Annotated in this window: 16 protein-coding genes and 1 pseudogene; 11 read left to right on the forward strand and 6 right to left on the reverse strand. The window is 42.6% G+C overall.

Annotated elements, in window-relative coordinates:
• Positions 1-231 precede the first annotated feature (231 nt).
• The gene (locus tag MUG06_RS18480; protein WP_347568904.1) at positions 232-1467 is read left to right on the forward strand and encodes an oligosaccharide flippase family protein; all 1236 of its coding nucleotides are present in this window, start codon (positions 232-234) and stop codon (positions 1465-1467) included.
• Between the two features lie 5 nt (positions 1468-1472).
• Positions 1473-2342: an ATP-grasp fold amidoligase family protein gene (locus MUG06_RS18485; protein WP_215844953.1), complete on the forward strand. Its 870-nt coding sequence runs from the start codon at positions 1473-1475 to the stop codon at positions 2340-2342.
• A 658-nt stretch (positions 2343-3000) separates the two neighbouring features.
• Here MUG06_RS18485 and MUG06_RS18490 read toward each other — a convergent pair.
• Positions 3001-4032: a methionine synthase gene (locus MUG06_RS18490; RefSeq protein ID WP_243079596.1), complete on the reverse strand. Its 1032-nt coding sequence runs from the start codon at positions 4030-4032 to the stop codon at positions 3001-3003.
• Positions 4033-4058: 26 nt separating this feature from the next.
• Positions 4059-5042, reverse strand: coding sequence for a DUF1852 domain-containing protein (locus tag MUG06_RS18495; protein ID WP_215844952.1), 984 nt, complete (start codon positions 5040-5042; stop codon positions 4059-4061).
• A 453-nt stretch (positions 5043-5495) separates the two neighbouring features.
• On the opposite strand from MUG06_RS18495, the pseudogene MUG06_RS18500 reads away from it, so the two are divergent.
• A pseudogene (locus tag MUG06_RS18500) lies at positions 5496-6036 on the forward strand (transposase); the annotation flags it as partial.
• A 498-nt stretch (positions 6037-6534) separates the two neighbouring features.
• Here MUG06_RS18500 and yajD read toward each other — a convergent pair.
• Positions 6535-6882 carry an HNH nuclease YajD gene (yajD, locus tag MUG06_RS18505; RefSeq protein WP_243079597.1) on the reverse strand — a complete coding sequence of 116 codons (348 nt, stop codon included), beginning with the start codon at positions 6880-6882 and terminating at the stop codon, positions 6535-6537.
• Between the two features lie 893 nt (positions 6883-7775).
• Positions 7776-8801: a RepB family plasmid replication initiator protein gene (locus MUG06_RS18510; RefSeq protein WP_243079598.1), complete on the reverse strand. Its 1026-nt coding sequence runs from the start codon at positions 8799-8801 to the stop codon at positions 7776-7778.
• A gap of 3493 nt (positions 8802-12294) precedes the next feature.
• On the opposite strand from MUG06_RS18510, the gene MUG06_RS18515 reads away from it, so the two are divergent.
• The 5 genes from MUG06_RS18515 (at position 12295) to MUG06_RS18535 (ending at position 16332) form a co-directional block, all read left to right on the forward strand.
• Positions 12295-13497, forward strand: coding sequence for an AAA family ATPase (locus tag MUG06_RS18515; RefSeq protein ID WP_243079684.1), 1203 nt, complete (start codon positions 12295-12297; stop codon positions 13495-13497).
• Positions 13498-13556: 59 nt separating this feature from the next.
• Positions 13557-14471 (forward strand): ParB family protein, encoded by a 915-nt coding sequence (locus tag MUG06_RS18520; protein ID WP_215844987.1) that lies wholly within the window; start codon positions 13557-13559, stop codon positions 14469-14471.
• A 228-nt stretch (positions 14472-14699) separates the two neighbouring features.
• A complete protein-coding gene (locus tag MUG06_RS18525; RefSeq protein ID WP_215844951.1) occupies positions 14700-14945 on the forward strand; it encodes a hypothetical protein in 246 nt (81 codons plus the stop codon).
• Between the two features lie 467 nt (positions 14946-15412).
• Complete coding sequence (locus MUG06_RS18530) at positions 15413-15622, forward strand: DUF1471 domain-containing protein (protein ID WP_215844950.1); 210 nt, start codon at positions 15413-15415, stop codon at positions 15620-15622.
• 452 nt (positions 15623-16074) lie between these two features.
• Positions 16075-16332, forward strand: a complete 258-nt coding sequence (locus MUG06_RS18535; protein WP_243079599.1) for a hypothetical protein — start codon at positions 16075-16077, stop codon at positions 16330-16332.
• A gap of 28 nt (positions 16333-16360) precedes the next feature.
• Here the strand turns inward: MUG06_RS18535 and MUG06_RS18540 are convergent, their stop codons facing one another.
• Both MUG06_RS18540 and MUG06_RS18545 read right to left on the reverse strand, forming a co-directional pair.
• Positions 16361-17206, reverse strand: coding sequence for an alpha/beta hydrolase (locus MUG06_RS18540; RefSeq protein WP_243079600.1), 846 nt, complete (start codon positions 17204-17206; stop codon positions 16361-16363).
• Positions 17207-17279: 73 nt separating this feature from the next.
• Complete coding sequence (locus MUG06_RS18545; RefSeq protein WP_243079601.1) at positions 17280-17987, reverse strand: SDR family oxidoreductase; 708 nt, start codon at positions 17985-17987, stop codon at positions 17280-17282.
• Between the two features lie 92 nt (positions 17988-18079).
• Between MUG06_RS18545 and MUG06_RS18550 the strand changes: the two genes are divergently transcribed.
• The 3 genes from MUG06_RS18550 to MUG06_RS18560 all read left to right on the forward strand — a co-directional run bounded on the left by MUG06_RS18550 (position 18080) and on the right by MUG06_RS18560 (position 20185).
• Entirely contained in the window at positions 18080-18721 is a 642-nt protein-coding gene (locus MUG06_RS18550) for a TetR/AcrR family transcriptional regulator (protein ID WP_243079602.1), read from the forward strand.
• Between the two features lie 149 nt (positions 18722-18870).
• On the forward strand, positions 18871-19221 hold the full coding sequence (locus MUG06_RS18555; RefSeq protein ID WP_243079603.1) for a cupin domain-containing protein: 351 nt from the start codon (positions 18871-18873) through the stop codon (positions 19219-19221).
• A gap of 559 nt (positions 19222-19780) precedes the next feature.
• Positions 19781-20185: a GFA family protein gene (locus MUG06_RS18560; RefSeq protein WP_243079604.1), complete on the forward strand. Its 405-nt coding sequence runs from the start codon at positions 19781-19783 to the stop codon at positions 20183-20185.
• Positions 20186-20272 lie beyond the last annotated feature (87 nt).

Genomic DNA, 20272 nt, shown 5'->3' on the forward strand with positions numbered 1-20272 from the left:
ATCATTATTTATATAATACTGCCACTAATCTGATTCATTCAAAAAAAACTTTCCTATTTTTATATAAGCATTCACACTAACAACTCAACAAAATGATGTGAATGGTTATTTAGATAAAAAGAAACCCTAGCAATAAATAAAGAAATTATTCATAACAAAGGACCACTTTATCCAAAAAATCATGGGTCAAATTTACAGACATCAAAAAACTATGTTTACGTGAGAAATAAAATGTACTCTAACGCGATATGGATCATGCTAGAAAAGTCAGTTAATATAATCGGCTTGATATATATTAATTCGCTTATGGCAAAGTACATTGGGCCAGAAAACTTTGGCAAAATAAATATTTCTACATCTATTTTTATTTTTGTGCAAACGCTATCATGGTTTGGTGGTCAGAACATTATATTTAAACGCATGAGTGAAAATACAAAGTCTGGAATCGCCATGGCGATACACACTCAAAATCTACGGCGTATTTTCTTTCTCGCATCATCAGGCTCAGTTTTAATTTATCTCTATTTCTTTACTGATTTAATTGTATTTTTATTTGGCGTGGCCAACTGCATTGCCACATACTATATTGTGATGGACTTTTTTTCCATTTACAACAACACTCAATTAAAATCAAAAATAAATACAATTACGAATGTAATTGGGTTATCTCTCGCCCTATTAATTAGATATTATATTGCTCACTTTAAAATGCCGGTTCACTACTTCACAATACCTATTGTCATTATCCCTCTCATACCTTACATTATGCGCTTAATTTATTTTAAGTACACGACAAAAATAAAAGAAAACAGTAAGGTGGCTGGCATATATAATCGCCACATGTTATACGCTGGTGGTGCTTTAATCTTATCAAGCTTATCAGCAGATATATACACTCAGATATCCAGCATTTTTTTAACTAAGATAATGTCTTACTCTTACCTGGGAATTTATAGCGTAGCGTTAACAATAGGAGGTGCTTGGTCGTTTATTGTATTGTCATTAGTAACCAGTTTTTTCTCAAAGATTTATAGTGAGAAGAATGAAATAACCGTTGAGAAATTACTTATTAAAATAAACAGAATCGTGATTCTATTATCACTTATTGCTTTAGGTGGATTCTATCTTTTTGGAGGTTATTTTATACATTTACTCTATGGCGATAATTACATGGATTCGGTTAACATTATCCCCATAATAATCATTGGCACAATGTTCTCTTCATTAGGGACAATTTGTTATAGATATATGATAAAAGAGTCTGGGTATAGTTACCTGGCTAAAAAAATGATCTTATGCTGTATATTAACAATACCATTATCCTGGTTAATGATTAGTTCATTCGGGATTAATGGTGCTGCATATTGTTTTTTAACTGTAGAGATACTCTCTTGCACTTTACTTAATTATTTCTTCAGAAATAAAACAATCATCAAAATGCATCTTAACATTTTCAAAACGAGATAATTTAAATGAAAATGATAAAACACACAGTAAAATCAGCTTTAAACATCTATGCTAATATCTCTCCAAAGTTTTGTGCTAAAGCTCATTACTATATTAAGTTTAAGAAAAAACTTAACTTAACAAACCCCACCAATTTTAACGAAAAAATACAGTGGCTTAAGTTCAACGAACTGAATGGTGATATTTACACCATGTGCGCTGATAAATATAAAGTTAGGGAGTATGTTTCATCTAAAGGGTGTGATGAAATCCTTAATGACTTATACGGCGTATACGATAACCCACAAAGCATTGATTATAATACATTACCTGAAAAGTTTGCACTAAAATGCAACCATGGAGCCGGTTATAATATAATATGTGATAATAAATCATCAATAGACATTGAAAAGACAAACAGACAACTAAATAAATGGTTAAGACAGGATTTTTCTAACCTTTTTATTGAGCCCCAGTATAAAAAAATAGAAAGGAAAATTCTGTGCGAGAAGTATATTGAAAATGAAAGCGGTGGCTTTCCTGATGATTACAAATTTTATTGTTTTAATGGAAAACCATACGCGGTAATGGTATGCATAGGGCGAGAAAAAGGAATACCTAAGTTTTACTATTTTGATATGAACTGGAACCCTTTACCTTTCGAGGATACCATTGAATTAATAAATAAAAAACGTTTCCCAAAAATGCCCGATGGTTTTAATAAAATGAAAGAGTATGCTGCAAAATTAGCTTCTGACTTTAAGTTTGTCCGAGCTGACTTCTACCTTCTAAATAGCAAGGTAATATTTGGTGAGCTGACATTTACCCCTTCAGCGGGACTAGATGTAACACTACAGGAAGCAGACTTTATTTTAGGAAGTCAGCTAAGATTATAGAGAGAAAGGTGATAAATAGATTTACAAGTGGAACAGAAAAATGCGTTACCATTTACTCTGTCAGATCACAGTGATTTCAGGTAATAGGCAACGATTGGGGATAACACTAACATATTGATATTACTACTATCATTCATAGACATATAACTATGACGGTCAGGCTGATGGCCACAATTCAGCAATTCAGCGGCATGCCGCCTTTGTTGAGAAAATTAAAAGGTTGAGCTCGCTCAAAAATGGCGTAGTAGCTTCATTTTCATCCAAGGCTGCGCCATTACCTTTATAAACGTCTTAGGTAAAATACATTCGCGAAAAATTTAAAGAGGACACACCTAAAAAAAGACATGCAGTCATATGAAACATAAGCTTAAATAACCCGTTATTCCATAATGAAAAATTTCTCGTTATTTTTACTTCTGGTAGAACACAAGTAGTTAATGACAGCGATGAATAATGACATGCAATAGAGGCCAATCAGTAGAAAACCATGGCCGAGACACGGTAAAAGTCTGCTTAGCGTCTTTACTCAATCGTTGTTGTTCTTATCAATGATTGCTGCGATGAGCATCATCGCTCAGTCCGAATGATGGTTTGGGATAGTTGATGATTGATCTCATTGCTCAACCCGGACTGAGTAGGGATATAAAATTTGGCGAAGTTATTTAGCCAAGAGTTCTCTTCGGACGATGTCTGCACCAGCACTTAAAGCATTTAGCTTGCCTCTTGCTACTCGACGAGATAAAGGCGTCATGCCACAGTTGGTGCAAGGGTAGAGCTTATCGGCGTCAACAAACTGTAGTGCTTTTCGCAAAGTATTGGCAACTTCCTCTGGTGTTTCAATGGTATTGGTTGCCACATCTATGGCCCCAACCATGACTTTTTTACCTCGAATGAGTTCAATGAGTTCCATTGGTACATGAGAGTTTTGACATTCCAGTGATATTATATCGATATTCGATTTTTGTAGTTTAGGAAAAATCTCTTCATATTGTCTCCACTCTGTTCCCAGCGTCTTTTTCCAATCTGTATTGGCTTTAATGCCATAACCGTAGCAAATATGTACGGCAGTTTCGCAATTAAGCCCTTCAATTGCTCTTTCTAAAGCGGCAATACCCCAATCGTTTACCTCATCAAAAAAAACGTTAAATGCGGGCTCATCAAATTGGATAATATCGACACCAGCAGCCTCTAACTCTTTGGCTTCCTGATTAAGAATTTTGGCGAATTCCCAGGCAAGTTTTTCGCGGCTTTTATAGTGACTATCGTAGAGCGTATCTATCATAGTCATGGGACCTGGTAGGGCCCATTTAATGGGTTGCTTGGTTTGCTGACGTAAATACTTGGCATCTTCAACAAAAACGGGCTTTTGGCGAGACACGGCACCCACGACGGTCGGTACACTTGCATCGTAGCGATTACGAATTTTAACGATCTCACGTTTTTCAAAATCAACGCCGTCGAGATGCTCAATAAACGTAGTAACGAAATGCTGTCGCGTCTGCTCGCCATCACTAACAATATCAATACCTGCCTGTTGTTGATCTTCCAGGCACAAACGCAGGGCATCTTGTTTGCCCTCAATTAATTCCTGATCTTGTAATTTCCAGGGAGACCAAAGTGTCTCGGGTTGAGCAAGCCAGGAAGGTTTAGGTAAACTGCCAGCAGTCGAAGTGGGAAGTAACTTTTTCATAATAGATGACCTTGTATTTTGATTAATCAAAGAACGGAATTAGCAGACCATTGCTCAAGAATAGTTTGGTAAGGTTTGATGAAGTGCTTCTCAGTAAACTTTCCCTGCTCAACAGCTAATTGGCTACGTTCTTCTCGATCATAAACAATCTGCGTTATAGAATAATCCTGATGATTCAGGTTTGGTTGGTAGTATTTTCCTGCTGCAGAATTAGCATTGTAAATCTCAGGTCGATAAATCTTTTGAAAAGTCTCCATCGTGCTGATGGTACTGATAAGCTCAAGATTCGTGTAATCGCTGAGTAAATCACCAACAAAATAAAATGCCAAAGGCGCAACACTATTTGGCGGCATAAAATAGCGAGCCTGCAACCCCATTTTCGTAAAATATTGGTCAGTTAAAGAAGATTCATTCTGCTGATATTCGACGCCCAATACAGGATGCTCGTTACCTGTTCGATGATAGGTATTTTTGCTTGAAACACTTAGGCATATAACAGGTGTTTTATTGAAGTTATCTTTGTAAGCCTTTGAACCAATGAATCTTTTAAAGATATTACCATGTAAAACGCCAAAACTCTCCGGCGTGCTAAATTTGGATTGATTATTATTGTGCTCTGGGAGTAGTACGCTGAAGTCATAATCACGTACGTAAGAGGAGAAATTATTCCCTAAAATACCATCAATGCGTTCGTTGGTTTTTTTATCAACGATATTTGTTTTCAGTATTTCAATAACTGGGAAGGCATCACCGTTACCGTCAGCATCAACATTCAACTCAGCGGATATAATTTCAAGCTCGACAGAATAACGATCGCCTTTGGGGTTATCCCAATGCGCCAATGCGTTGAACCGATTGTCAATCATCACTAAGGCGTTACGCAAGTTCTCTTGGCGTTTCTCACCTCTAGCCAAATTAGCAAAATTAGTAGTGATACGCGTACTTTCGGAGGGGTTATAATTCTCGTCGAAACGAATGCTTTTAATAGTAAAAGTAAATTCTTTATTCATTGTAATCTGGCATCCTAAACTCTGAGATAAAAAAACCTGATTTTTTCATTGCTTTTCAGCATGTCCTAAATTTCATTTGTGGTTTTCTCATTCAGTAGCCTTTATATTATCTATAGTTAATTACAGAGCATATTTTATGCCTGACTCATTGAGTGAGTAAAAGTGATTTAATTTCATTAAACATGAGTCTTATTCATGATTAGGGGTGCGGTAAGCAAAGGCATTGTGGCAGAAACCCTGATCGAAATGATTTAAAGCTGGAGTTCATAGGGTGTAGAGCGGCTAACTGTTGGGGTGTGATGGACGTCTCCCTCAGCGTAAAATCTGCCACTTATGCTGGTCTTGTTGAATAAAATGCATGTTGCTGAATGACAGGATCAGAACACGCATAAGGTTTGTCCTGCGCTCCGTTGGTTAGCACACCGCGATGTTGGCCATGTCATCATCAATCACGTGAGGGCATCCTTTGGAAAAGCGTTTTCCGAGGAACAGATCTTCATGAAGCCGAAACCGGGGTTTCTGCCTGCAGGCTTTGCTGTAAACATACCACCTCAGATCCATCTTCTACGCCTGGCGTAATAAACCTGGCGGGATGGAAGTGTCGAAGTTAAACGCCTAAAGGCTCGTGAAGAAGAGAATGCCCGCCTGAAGTGGCTGCTTGCCAGAACCCTACTGGATAAGGAGATGCCTCAAGTGGCTTTAGGGCAAGAGTACTGACGACAGATCAAAAGCGAGAGGCGAGTAATGCGACGGTTCTGTTGCAGCGTCATGTCTGCAAGCTGACAGATTTGGCCCTGTTAACATGTCGCTATAAGTCACAGCACCCGGACGCTGGTGCTTATTTATCTGCAAGCATAACTAAATTGGCGCTAGCACGCAGGCGTCTCGGTTAGCGATGCCTTTGGCAACTTCGGCGGCGTGAGGACCATTACGCAAATCCGAAGCATGTCGTTTATCATCTCAGCGGCCAAGCCATAAACACAGACGTCGCAAGTGACTTGCCACTGAGCGGCTTTCGCTGCTGTACCCGAAAGCGGCCAGCCTGACGCAACAACACGTGTCTGACATCATTTATGACTGGCGGCAGCACAACAACGAACGTCGCCTACATGCAACGCTAAATTATCTAATACTATTAGCGCCTGTAGTGATGTTGCGAAACGGAGAATCCGTCAATTAAGACCGGCATTTTTTACTGGTGGAGGTATCTAACCCTTGAAGAGATTATGCTGACAGTACAGGCAGTATCTTGTTAAAACAGGCGTTCAGAATAACCAACTGAAACACCTGTATTAGAGCGTTCAAAGAGATAATCGATTAGGTCAGATATCCAGCCGATAAAAGAACGGATGGCTCATTATGAGCTTCCGTTGACGGTTTAGATTGGGGACTCAAAAGATGCGCATCGCGTTGGCTCACTGCTTTCTCAATGTTTCTTCTTAGCTCATAGCCGTCTGAGGCAGTTTGGTGCCAACAGCGGACATATCAAACCTTATTTCTTCTTGTTCAGCATCGACTTTAAATCGGCAAAGGGATTATAGGTTGCTGCATCAACATCATTTTGCGCGTCCTCCCCCGCCACAACGCTTGTCCCGTACTGATCAGCTTCAGTGTACTTCGAGTGTTCATGATCATGACAATACAGACACAATAACTCCCAGTTACTGCCGTCTTCCGGGTTATTGGTATGGTCGTGATCAATATGGTGTACCGTTAATTCGCGGAGGTTTGAATAAACAAACTCGCGCGCGCAGCGTCCACAAACCCACGGATAGATTTTCAATGCTTTTTCGCGGTAACCATTTTCCAGCCGCGTGTAGTTTTTTGGGATCAGAGCCATTACCGATGTCACCTGTTATAAAGAGATAATCTTACATTTGATTGTTAGCTGGCTAGCTTGCTTAACAGGGTACTCCAAGTTGAATACTAAGTCCGCTCCTCACCTAAAATTCGATTAGAAGACCCGCTAAATGCAGATCTCAAGGAGAATGCGTTCTAATTGATCCTCGACTTACTCCTTTCCGTTTTACCACTTCTGTCATGAGTTTTTGAGCGGCTAATCGGCTTTTTGAGCAATGAATCGCATGAGTTTATTACTGAAAGCTTATCTCTTACTGTGTAGGCCTGAGAAGTGCGTAAGCAAAGGGGATGATCCGGCCAGTACTGATGACTAAGGAACATATGGCTATGCAACTCAAAGATATACAGACCGATTCTCTGCAATAACCACTGTAGCGAGAAGATCGCTATGTATAACCACTGTAGCGAGTAATCTAAAGAGGCTATCCACTATAGCGAGTAAATAGCGGCATCTGGGCTCGCTAACTATCCACTGTAGAGAGTAAACCTGCTCATGCGGTAGTCATGATGAGAAATGTTTGCCTGGATAACCACTGTAGGGAGTATAAAAACGAGTATAACCACTGTAGCGAGTGAAGTTACTGCCCTAACAAGCTAACCGCTATAGTGAGAAATTACAGAATGAAGGCGTGGTTGTTGTCATGTTAGTGATTACTAACATGAGTAATGACATGGCTTGGCAGGTTAGTAGTTACCAGGGCGGTTTAAAAGAATAACCACTATGAAGAGTAAAATACCTCGTTACAGTGGTTGGTTACTCGCTATAGCGGTTACTTGATAAGAGATCAAAAATACTCATCACAGTGGTTAGTGAGCCTTCTTACTCTCGCTACAATGGATAGCTTTTGCATTGCTTACTCTCTGCAGAAAGCGCTAACTCTTTTTGCCCTTTCTGATTTTCTCAAGCAGCGCCATCTCTTCACGTGAAAGCATCACCATCTCTCCGCCCTTCTCATTCACGTCCGGCTCGTTATCAAGCTCATCATCATGAATATCAGGCAGGCTTAACGGCAGGTCTGCAGGCCTGAGTTTTGGCCGGCGATAATGCACGGCAAAGTAAACCGTATTGCCACGCTTTAGCTCTGTGTAATCCAGGTAACCAATCTCTTTAAGCTGCAACATCGCCTTTCTGACCGTGGCATTTTGCGTAATAGCACGTGAGGTGAGATTAAGTCTGGCGCGTAAGCGTGCCATCGATATTGGTGCTGGATCGGTAGGAAGGCTTTCAATAAAAGTGTAGAGCGCCTGTGCAGACTCTTTACGAGAGAGTTCATTGATAGCCCTTAGCTGAAGAAGGACTTTTTTATCGAACTGATAGAGCTCAAAGATTTTGGGATCTGCCTGCAAGGTTACACTGTCGTTTTTGACGCTGTATTTTGCTGACTGAACAAGGTGAGTGATGTAAGTATCACCCTCTTTGTTTGAAAAAGAGATGGTGTTAGTGGCAATACGCTTCAAGGACGAATCTAAACGGTCTCTGAGCTTCGCAGAGGAGCGAACAGAGGGTATGCCACATAACTTGGCGAAATCGACGAAAGGAAGCGTTACGCTGTCTCCCAGAACCTTATATTTGGCAAAGGCATGAATGATACCAACCCAGGTTTTGAAATCGTTATCCATATCCAGCCGGGCACCAAGGATCTTTATATTCTCATAGCCTTCAGATTTGACGATCGACAGCTGTTTTAGCTCATCAGTAACGTCCATTGAAGAGAGTTGATTCTTTTGACCTCGAGCCGTGGATTTCAGCGTAGGGACAAATAAACCCAGTCTCATCAGGGCAACGGGCTGAACTGTGTTGTTACTATTGGGTGTAAGGTTGATAACTTCACCGGTTCGCTTGTCAGTTTCGCTAAACGCTTCCGCTATCATATTGTTTTCTTGTTCTTTTTTCGGCATCGGAAATTCCGTGATATGAACAATTAATAATCGCCGTTACTGGTTATAGTGGATACTAGCACTCACTGTAGCGGTTAGGCTACTTACTACAGTGGTTTATTTCCTCGCTATAGTGGTTGCTTTACTCACTACAGTGGATAGTAATCCCCTTTCAGGGCAGGTAGGGCAAGGGATGGCTGCACATGGGGATCTTATAGGAACTATAGGGATCTTATGAGGATCTGTTATTGGATCTACCCATTGAATAACTCGCTCAAATAGTTACCAGGAACTGTGCATATCTTCATCATACTTTCTTCGAATTCAATATCCTTCACTGCAAGGCTCAACCGCGATGGGTTATTTCGTTCATTTCGTAGCCAGAAGTTAAGCACAGGATAAAAGCACAGTTACTCGCTATAGTGGTTTTCATCTACTCTCCAGCGCGGTTAGTAACACTCGCTACAGTGGTTGTTTCACTACCTATAGTGGTTAATCTTCTCTCCATAGTGGTTATAGAAGCCCTTAAAGGCCTTATACAGCAAGGGCTGCCAAGGTACGGGGATCTATTTAGGATCTATATATGATCTATATAGGATCGACTGATTGGATCTAGCCTGTGAATAACGGGGAAAAGTGATTCATAAATATTTGAGAGCGATATACAAAAAGAGACAACGCAAGATGCAAAGTTAACGGCCTGTATTGGCAGTGAATCTACATTTTTTCAGATTGAACAACCCTTCACCTTAACGCTCAGTTTTTGACACCGCCCTACTCTGTTCAAAAAGGTGACATTCGTTGAAACTTTACCTTCGCAAAGGTAGGTCCATGCATGACGAGCAACGTAACCTGTATTGTTTGAAACCGGGCAAAAGAATTCTTTTAAATACATCAAATATGCTTTTCTGATCGACAACCTCTTTAACCACATAAAATATGTGGTTTTTAAAGGATGTTAATAATTAAAATAATGGCTCATTATATCTGTGAAGTTAACGTATTAACTTACTGATAATGAAGTTTAAAGATGACGACAATAGACATTTTAAAATGGGAAGATCTTGGTTCCTGAGTTTGCCGTTTCTGATGAGCAAAACCAAAAACTCTTTTATAACGATATTTTCCCTTTACAGGCATATACGAACGTAATGAGGAAGGCTTCGGCTTTCTGAAATTAGACGAGGGAGAACTTAGGATTGATCAGACTGGTGCGAGAAGAACTTTTGATGATGGGGATCAACGATATGATTTCTCTTTTGCAAAGAGGCTAAATGTTCAGATACAGGTCACTTATGTCGAGCCTCTGTAAGTTTCACTCGCTCAACACGGCATTACACTTTTTATCATGCTTAGCTCTCACTCGATTTGTGGATGAAACTTTTTTACGTATAGAAATAAATCCGTCATCAGTACGTACATCAACAGTTTTAACGCCGACATGAAAGTGTTGTACATGCTTAGACTAAAAAATTAGAACAGATCATTTTAGAAATAGAACTCGTTAAACCTATCTACTGCTTATCTTCTCTATTAAATATGTCGTTAAATCCAAATGAACCGCCCTCCCCTTTGCTCATCCTTATGTGCCGCCTATACATGTACCATCACTTAATAGATCCTCGCACTGCCGTACAAAACAAGCTTTTGAAAGCAGTAATTTACAGCAGAAAGCGATTGCCCAGAATCGTATGCCAGCAGCAGAACATTTTTTTTCACCCTTTGAATATGCTGCTAACTATATGACAATAAGGGGTTTTTGTGAGATTTTCATGATGAAAATACCCTAACTAATCTTTTGAATTTTTCGATTGCGTACGAGTAATCAGGGTACCTTGCACCAATTTGCAGTTTGGTGGCTCAAACTCACTAAGATATATATCTGCGTATACCTACCTAAAGCAGATTTAATTTGATGAGGTAATGCAAATGTGAACGGCACAGCAATATTACTTGCTCGCATCTTAATTTTTTTAAAAAAATTTATTATCGTTCAGCATCATCAGGCCAGGTTGCCAGATCCAGACTCTAGATAATTTTTCTCTTAGCTATCAAGCCGCATGCTTTTTTTTTTTTTAATATTGCTGAATGTAGCAATAATAACTTGCAAACACAGCGTGAAGTGAACATCAGACTCTTTATTTTCCATTAGAAAGAATAGAGGTAGTCTACGAAACGTGATCTTCAGATTCGTTTCACCAACCCAATGATTTAAGTGAATCACTATGAATTGAATTAAGCTTCGAGCGTTACACGTTCTTTATCTTGCGTAGCACTGCTTTGACCCGGTTGTTAATAAAGGTGGAATTAGTTTGCGGGATTAGATATGGCTGTCAAATGCACGCTTGTTAAGTAGCTATGATCTTAATAAGCACTCATACGTTATATGCTCCTACTATTCTGTTTTTTGAAGCGCAGCCGCACTGCTCTCTGCTAAATTTACCTTGTGGAGCTAAGCTTTACTTATTGATGGCAGTTCCATGCTTCAAATTAACTTAAGCGTGATAAGACAGCGAAATTTACATGTCTTCCCTGGTTGTTATCAGTAATTAAATAAGGTCTGTGTGTATCGTTTGAATAGTTGAGAAGGATTTGACGTGACGCTCAACATAGTTGTGCTTTAAATTGTAGTCCATCTCATGAATGCGTTTTTTACAACGTAAACCGAATAAGCCAAAGTTGACTAGAAAAAATACGACCCAAGGCGTCTGTGAATTAACCGGCGTAAAGATACTTGCGTAGAGTTTCTACAACGTTGACAACTACTGTGAAGTAGTCAAACAAACCTGATCTGCCATTACCTCTTTTGAAGCCCTTAAACGATACGTAATCCTCTTTAGCTTACCTCAGAAGCGAATACCGACAGCCTTCCGTCGAGACTAATCGCATTTGATTCCCATACTTCTAATCTCATTATTCATAAAATATATCACCTTGCCATTTTTACTCTATGTTATTGAATATAAAGCAATATATTATAATTTTCATGATGAAAACACCTCTTTGCACTCGTCTTTAAGACTTTACGATAGCGGAATTTGGATACCCCCTCTTATGAATAAACCCAAAAAGTTATGCTCGAAACACGCAGCCTTCTAAGCATCATTTACTGTATTAAAATGATTACAGATAGAAGCATTGATTTCCCCTAAAGAGAAGAAATGCTCTCGATCTGAAAAGCTCTTGCTTATAAGCGTGTTGAAACTGCAACAAAGCAATAAAATCGCTTCAGTAAGAACAGCCAGCCAAATTGTTGTTGTAAGAAAAGGTCAATAATAGATATGCATTTTCCTTATTACGCGACTTAGCGTTATATCGTTATGAACCTTATTTATGATAAATGTCAGTTTCTTTCTCTTAATTCAAAAGTAGTAATTTGAAATCATCTAATAATGAACTGCATGCTTTGATCCACCTAGCCAGAAAAAATCCAAGTTTTTGGGATTTTCCTAAAAAATTGGCAGATTTCAGTTTTTTGTGTAGTATGCCAAAAAACATTAATACTGAGGTGCTTATGAAGCGTGATTACGGTGGTGTGCTGGAGATGGCGACGCGTGCTAATTCCATGTTGCACGGGTTAAGCAGTCACATTGAACAGCAGCGGCAGGAATTTAATCAAACAAGCTTTTATCAAACTTTTTCCCGCAACGCTGTAGCTAACATGCCTTTGCTGAGTAAACACGCTGTCGTTGCTGCCATAAATGATATGGAAGAAGCCGGTTATCAGTTTGGTAAAAAGCAAACGGGCAGCACTTCACAATACGCACTGAGCTTACAAAACGTCATCGACATCTATCAGCATCGCAAAGTGCCAAAATACCGCGATAAGCATGAAGGGCCATTCGTTGTATTTGTGGTGAGCCTCAAGGGTGGCGTGTCTAAAACCGTCAGCACCGTCACGCTTGCTCATGGTATGCGCGCCCATCCGTCCATGCTGCACAACGATTTGCGCATTTTGGTCATCGATCTTGACCCGCAGGCATCCAGCACCATGTTCTTAAGCCATACCAACAGCGTCGGTTCTGTACTCGAGACGGCTGCCCAAGCGATGCTTAACGATCTGGATGCGGATCAGTTGCGTGCTCAATTCATCAAACCGACAGTCATGCCGGGCGTTGATGTTATACCTGCTTCAATTGATGACGGCTTTGTGGCCAGCGATTGGGAAGAGCTGGTTGCGGAACATTTACCAGGAGTTGCACCTTCAGAAGTGTTGCGTCGAAATGTGATTGATCGCCTGGCAGGCGACTACGACTTTATCTTCCTTGATACGGGTCCGCATCTTGACTCCTTTATGTTGAATGCCATCGCCGCCAGTGATGTTCTGCTTACACCGACACCGCCTGCACAAGTTGATTTCCATTCAACGATGAAGTACCTGACGCGCCTACCGGAAATGCTTGAGCGCATCGAGTCAGAAGGGGTTGAGCCGCGACTTAAAGCTAATATTGGCTTTATGTCGAAGATGACGTCTAAGCATGACCATTTAACCTCTCAGAGCTACGCGCGCGAAGTTTTTACCAAATCAATGCTGGACTGCGGTTTACCGCGATTGGATGGATTTGAGCGCTGCGGTGAATCCTTTGATACTGTGATAAGTGCAAATCCTTCTTCTTATCCTGGTAGTGCGGACGCATTACGTAAAGCCAAACATGAAGCTGAGCAGTTCTCACGGGCTGTTTTTGACCGCATTGAATATATCAGGAGCACGCTGTGAGCGATCCAAAACAACTAAAGCGCATCGGCCGAACCCTTGGCCAATCAGCGATCGCGAGTATGATCGACAGCAGTAGCCAGTCTCGCGTCTTCACGCTGAAGTCAGGAAAAACAGCGACCTTTGTTCGTCAGTTAGTGCCACATGATGATATTGAAGCGAAAACTTTTGTTGATCCGCAGATCAATGGACGTGACCAAAAAACGTTGACGGAAGAGTCCGTTAAAGACATTACGCGGACTATCACCTTACAGCAGTTCTTTCCAGCGATTGGCCGTATGAAGGGCGATCGTGTTGAAATCATGGATGGTTCGCGTCGTCGAGCGGCTTGTCTTTTCTCCGGTGCCAGCCTTGAAGTCCTGACTACCGTAGACGAACTCGATATCAGCGATGCGCGCCAGCTAGCTGCAGATATACAGACAGCTAAAGAGCACAACCTACGCGAGTTAGGTTTGCGCTTCATGTTGCTGCATGAAGCAGGCATGAGCAAAAGCGATATTGCCAAAGCTGAAGGTATCTCTAATGCCAAGGTGACGCGTGCTTTTCAAGCCGCCGCAGTGCCAGTGGAATTTATTGAGCTGTTCCCGGTGGTTTCAGAATTGACGCTTCAGGACTATCAACTGCTATTGGATGTTTGGGAAGAGGCGAAAGCGGAAGCTGTCGACATTACAGATGTAATCGCGAAGGTTAAGGAAAAGATCACCGAAGCTGAGTTGCCAAACACCAGCAATGCTGACGAGAAGAAGTCTGCGATCCTGGGATTCTTCAAGGCGACGAAACGGCAACTAAAAGCGCCGGTTAAGATCAATAAAGCAGTTACAGAAAAATTGGCAAGTTTTACCACGGCTAATACCTATGCACGTCGTAAAACCAATGAAGAGAAGCGCACGGTGCAGTATGAGTTCAGCCGTTTGCCGAAAGAGATTGCAGATCAGATCGACCGCTCAATTAGAGAAATTTTGGCGACAATGAAATAACGCCGTTGAGTAGGGCAGGGGAAGGTGCTGAGTTCTCTGCTTTATGATTACATTTAAGAAGCCGGCTACGAGCCGGTTTTTTATTGGTTTTGATAATTTAAAATGTTAGTGGCATTTCAAGTTACGCGTCTTCAATTGAGCGTAATCATAAGGTGTGAATGCTCATAAAAGAGCCCTTCGAATGGGCAACCTAAGGTATAATTTTTTCTTTTGGTTAAAGAGGTAGATATGTGTGCGTATTTAAATTCTACCGCGGGTAAAAGTGCAGTTGAGTGTGTATCAATGATAGAGAATCAGGTTGCGACTTTTCCCGACGGTAACTGGCATGTTGGGTTAAAAAATAAAACTAAAATTGTTTTGGCGCTCATTAATGAAGAGTTTGCGGCCGAAAAGCTGGGCTTCAATGAAAGTGAAGATCTAAAACAACGTGTCTATATCGCGCAAGATAAACTCATTGAAGCAGCTCTCTGGTAAGTACAGGTTACAGCGTAACAGTTAAGCTGCTATTTAGAATGAACAGTGCCGCAGAGCATTTAACCTCAGAATGGTCTCGGCACAGCTTCTAACATAACGCTTACCAATAAATCAAAGCACACCGTTTGGGAGTCATGACTTCTATCATTAAGCGCGTCCTATATCCTGACAACAATCAGTTGCGGGTTCTTTATTAGCTTAAAGCCTTTTCGTCCACTCAACCTTTACGTTTACGCCTGTCACTTTCGCGAACCTAACAAATATGTTTACTCTCTTAGGCGTCGATCCATGCATTGGTGTTGAATCCGTGTTCACGCTTTAAGGTTTATACATCACGAATGAATATTCAAATTTTTTGATTTCTTTGAGCAAATAGCACTGCTTTTAATCAAGCTTCCTCAGCTCTATGATTGTACACATCGAGGCACAATGCCTCACACCGTATAAAATTAACTGAGGAAATGACCATGAAATCTATCAAAACTTTCGTTGCAGTTGCAGCCCTGACCCTGGTTTCTTTCGGTAGCTTCGCACAAAGCGTTACTGCTTCCGCTTCTACACTTGACGGTGCCGAAGCCAAAATTGCGGCTCAGGCTCATAAGATTGGCGCTTCATATAAAATTACTGGCGCCCGTGTTGATAACAAAGCTTACGTATCAGCCGAACTGACCAAATAAACAGAATTGATTCAGGAAAGGCTGCCCAATAGGGTGGCCTTTTCGCATTTGAAGTCAACACTCTCACCCAGAATGATGTCGCATAATTAAGTCGTGCCTACGTGATCCTCCTCTTTTTTTACTGATACGGCAGCAAGCTGTAAACACTTTTGAGTAAGCCGTTAAACAGGTGCCGCCGATTACGCTGGCGCAACGTTTAACTTCCACGTTGGTGATGAAGACGGTGATCCAAGATCGCCCGCTGGTATTAGGCCAAGGTTGACAGTTCCAGGGCATTGGCAGGTAGCGTCAAGACATCATCTCTTGCATCTCATTTGACTGGCATTAAGCCATTACCTTCTCAATGGATGATTATCAAAAAAAGACTCAGATAATTCTTTGCGCTTACGCTTGTTGGATTCCCTGCGGTGACTAACCTTGAGGCATCTGATGATGTCCGGGATTAACGGTGTATGCATCTGGCGTGGCCGATGACCGGCATCAGGGGAGTGATGATGATCAAGCATGATGCAGTAGTCGTGATGCCCTGTAATGGGTTTACGATTCAGCGTGTCGATAAAACCAGTAAATCCAATGAGGAGAGCAATAAGCTGGAAGAAGAAATTTGGGGTTTGTTTGGGGAAATAGAAGCTGAAACGGATGAACATGAGAAAACGGTGATTCGGGAGCGAATTTGGCGGCTGGCCGCAACCGGCGACAAGAAGGGATGACGGCGACCTGTTCGGCGCCATCACTCTATTACGCGGACAAAAGCTGCATTACCTGCGTTGCCACTTCATCGGGTTGTTCTTCCGGTAGCCAGTGGCCGCAGCCTGAAACGCTGCCACCGCGCACGTTGGATGCGAACTCCTCCAGCATTGGCACAATCAGAGAACCGTACGAATGCTCGCCCCCAAGCGCCAGCACAGGAATGGAGAGCCGCTCTTCTTTCCAGACAAGGGCATTCTCGTGATCGCGCGGAAAGGCGCGGTACCATTCCAGACCGCCTCTCAGGTTTCCCGGCTGTGCCAGCGCGCGCGCAAATGTGTCTATTTCATCAACCGAATGCGCGCCATGATCAAACGCCCGATCGTAGATAAAGGCAGAGACATACTCCCGCTCACGGCCTTGTATCAATAACTCTGGCAAATCACGTTTCATGTGGAAGGCGAAATGCCAGACCTTTTGCTCATGCGAGTTTTGCACCCAACGGCTCCAGCCAGGTTGAGATGCATCCAACACGGCCAGGTGCGTAACGGCATCCCGCTGCGTCAGGGCAAGCGCCAAAGCCGTCATCGCCCCAATATCATGACCGCAGACTGCATATTTCGTAAAACCCAATGTTGTCATAACGGCGTGAACATCACTGGCCATGCTGTGCTTGTCATATCCGCCCTGAGGTTTCTCAGAATGCCCGGCTCCGCGAAGATCAACGGCCACGACAGTGTGCCGTTTAGCAAGTTGCGGCATCATGTGACGCCATTCCCACCACGTTTGCGGAAAACCGTGAATCAGCACAAGTGGCGATCCACTACCGCCAATCACGGCATGAATGTTAATGTCGCCAGCTACTACCCTGAGGTGTTCGAAACTCTCAATATTCATGCTGTCTTCTCCTTCCTTCCATTCAGCGAAATCTATCGGCATGGCTTAAAGCATTGATGGCTTTTAGAGGGGATCAGACCAGGCGGGCTCCGCAATCCACATGAATGGTTTCACCGGTGATGGCTTTGTTCTGCATAAGGAGCAACACCGCCTGTGCCACTTCATCAGCAGTTACCAGACGAGGAACGGGATTTTTCTTTGCGACCTCATCGAGTACTCGCACGCCGAGTTCTGGGAAAATAGTGTCCCACATTGGCGTGTCCGTATAACCGGGTGCAACGGCGTTAAAGCGAAGGGGAGCGAGTTCCAGCGCCAGCACGCGCGCCAATTGTTCAGTTGCCATTGTGGCAATGCCAGATACCCATGCGCCGTTGACGGGGCGGTCTGATGAGAGCCCACCGGTAAATGTAAATGATCCACCAGGCCGCATAAGACCATGCGCAGCACGCACCACCTCAACGGAGCCCCAAAGACGTTCATCAAACTTATGTCGAAAATCACCGATTTCAGCTTCAAGTGGACTGCCTACTTTGGTGCTACCCGCAGCAATATAAACGTGATCGACAAAAGGGAGCTGAGCAAAGAGGCCCTGAAGGGATTCTGTGTTGTTGATGTCAGCGACCTGGATTTCCAGCCCATTCACAGCTCTTTGTGCGGCCTCGAGTTTTTCCCTTGTCCTTGCGACGGCTAGCACGCGTGCGCCAAGTGCGGTGGCGGCTTTAGCGACGGCAAGACCAATCCCTTCTGAGCCGCCAATAATCACAACCTGCTGATCATTCATAATAAAATCTTCATCCTTTTTCAAAATGTGGCGCGGGCACTGAGGCGCCCTTATTGTTTAGTGAGCGATAAACAATACTTTCTTGCGCAGAGGTGTCAAGCAGATATAATGCGCAAATGACAACGAATACCTCTCCCACCGCTGATTCGAAATCCCGTGGTCGCAAGTCCACGTTTGACCGGGACGACGCGCTCAGCATTGCTTTGAATCTCTTCTGGCGGCATGGCTATGAAGGCGTATCGATAACCGATTTGTGTCAGGCGATCGGTATAGCGCCGCCCAGTCTTTACCATGCCTTTGGCAGCAAGGCTGATCTCTATCGAAGTGCTCTGCGGCTTTATGCCGCGGGCAATCTAACCGTAGAGGAGATCGCGGCGATGCCTTCTGCCCGTTCAGCGGTACAAAGCGTTTTGGCGTTCGGCGTTAAAGCGGTGACGCAGCCGGGTAAACCGGTTGGTTGTATGATTTCCAGCGGAATGCTCATGGTTGGCGTAGAAAACGCGGATATCGCAGCGGAGTTGCGCACGATGAGAGCGGAACTACGCGAGGCGCTGGAGCAACGTATATTGTGCGACGTGGAGGCGGGATTACTGCCGCTTACTGTAGATTCGGCTGCGCTCGCCCGCTTTTATGCAACGGTCCTACAAGGGCTTTCGGTTGCTGCGGTGGATGGTGCAGAACGCGCCGAACTCGATTTGGTCGTTCAGGCTGCTATGCAGGCCTGGCCAGCGTAAGCGCTTAAGAACAAGGATTTTGCTGTTTCGGTTAAACGTTGAAGAAAGACTCTTAGTAATACGCTGGCATTTCGGGGACGTTCAGGCTTTCGATGTTTAGCGCAAACACTGATTTTGTGAAATGAAAATTCGACATAATTAAGGTGAATATGATTTCTAAGGATAATGCAGAGCACTACGTTTGGGGTGATAAGTGCGACGGATGGTATTTGGTCAAACACCAGGATATGCTCGTTATTCATGAGAAAATGCCTGCCGGTACACAAGAAAAAAGGCACTATCACGCTGTATCGAGACAATTTTTTTTCGTTCTTGAAGGCGTCCTGACAATGGAACTGGAAGGAGAGAAACATGCGATCGGAGCCCAGCAGGGAATTGAAATCCCTCCCGAGGCAAAACATCAGGCCAGAAACGATTCAAATAACCCGGTTGAGTTTATTGTTATCTCTCAACCTACCACGCGTGGCGATCGCTTCGACATTCCCGATATCACATCTTAAGAGATTATCTTTTTTATAAGACGCTGTTTGGATTTTTATAAACAGGGTTGTATCACAGATCTAACATCATAATTCAATGCCATGTGATTATCTTATTTCTCATTGGATTATTTTTTATAAATTACCTGAAAATCATGCCAAAGATTAATTTCACAATAGTTGCCCATCTGAGGTTATATTGATGAGAGACACAGGCGTACAAACGGGTATCAATGAAAAATCCTATATAAGGCATGAGCTATATAATAATAATTTCTAAGATTTATTAAATCCCATGCTATTTCTGGCAAAAAACAGAGTTTTCATATTTTAACTCTGACCGAAAAATGTTTTATACCAGGAATTCTATGAATACAGATAGTTGCCAGCACAAAAGGTATAAGATTAATACGGCGCTAAAAGATAGTAACGCTACGTCTGCAACGTGAACACGTGAGTATAACGTTTGTATCTTTTGCCTTACTCAGCATAAGATTATTAGGTAAAACGCCAATTCTACAGAAGTAAGCCCTGTTATGGCGTTTCGAATAATTTCACCGAACATCACCGGGAGATTGCTATGCCAGATAAAATGTCTGCTCAGTGCCATTGTGGTGCGGTCGCTTTCACTGTGGAACTGATCGACGGGTTTGACTCAGTCCGGCGCTGCAACTGTTCTTTTTGCCGTATGCGTGGTGCCGTGGTTGTCTATGCCGCAGGCGTAGAAGTAACAGAGGGGCGAAGCCAACTCACTGAATATCGCTTTAATAGTCGAGAAGTTGCACATTATTTCTGTTCAGTTTGCGGCATCTATACATTTCATCAGAGCCGTTCTGATCCTGAAAAATTTGGTGTCAATGTTGCCTGCATTAAAGGGATATCGCCGTTTGATTTTACATCGGTCATTGTAAGTGATGGGAATAATCATCCTAAAGATGGCGGGAAGGGCGGTGTGGCGGGTTATCTCTCTTATGTCCCTAAGTAACGTTCGCTAAAAAAGCGACATTAAGGCGGATTTCGGTCATACCTGAGTGCTGGCAAAAACGGGTTGTTCAACCTTATGCAATCTGGA

The organism is Pantoea sp. MQR6 (assembly GCF_022761075.1).
Lineage (GTDB): Bacteria > Pseudomonadota > Gammaproteobacteria > Enterobacterales > Enterobacteriaceae > Pantoea > Pantoea phytostimulans.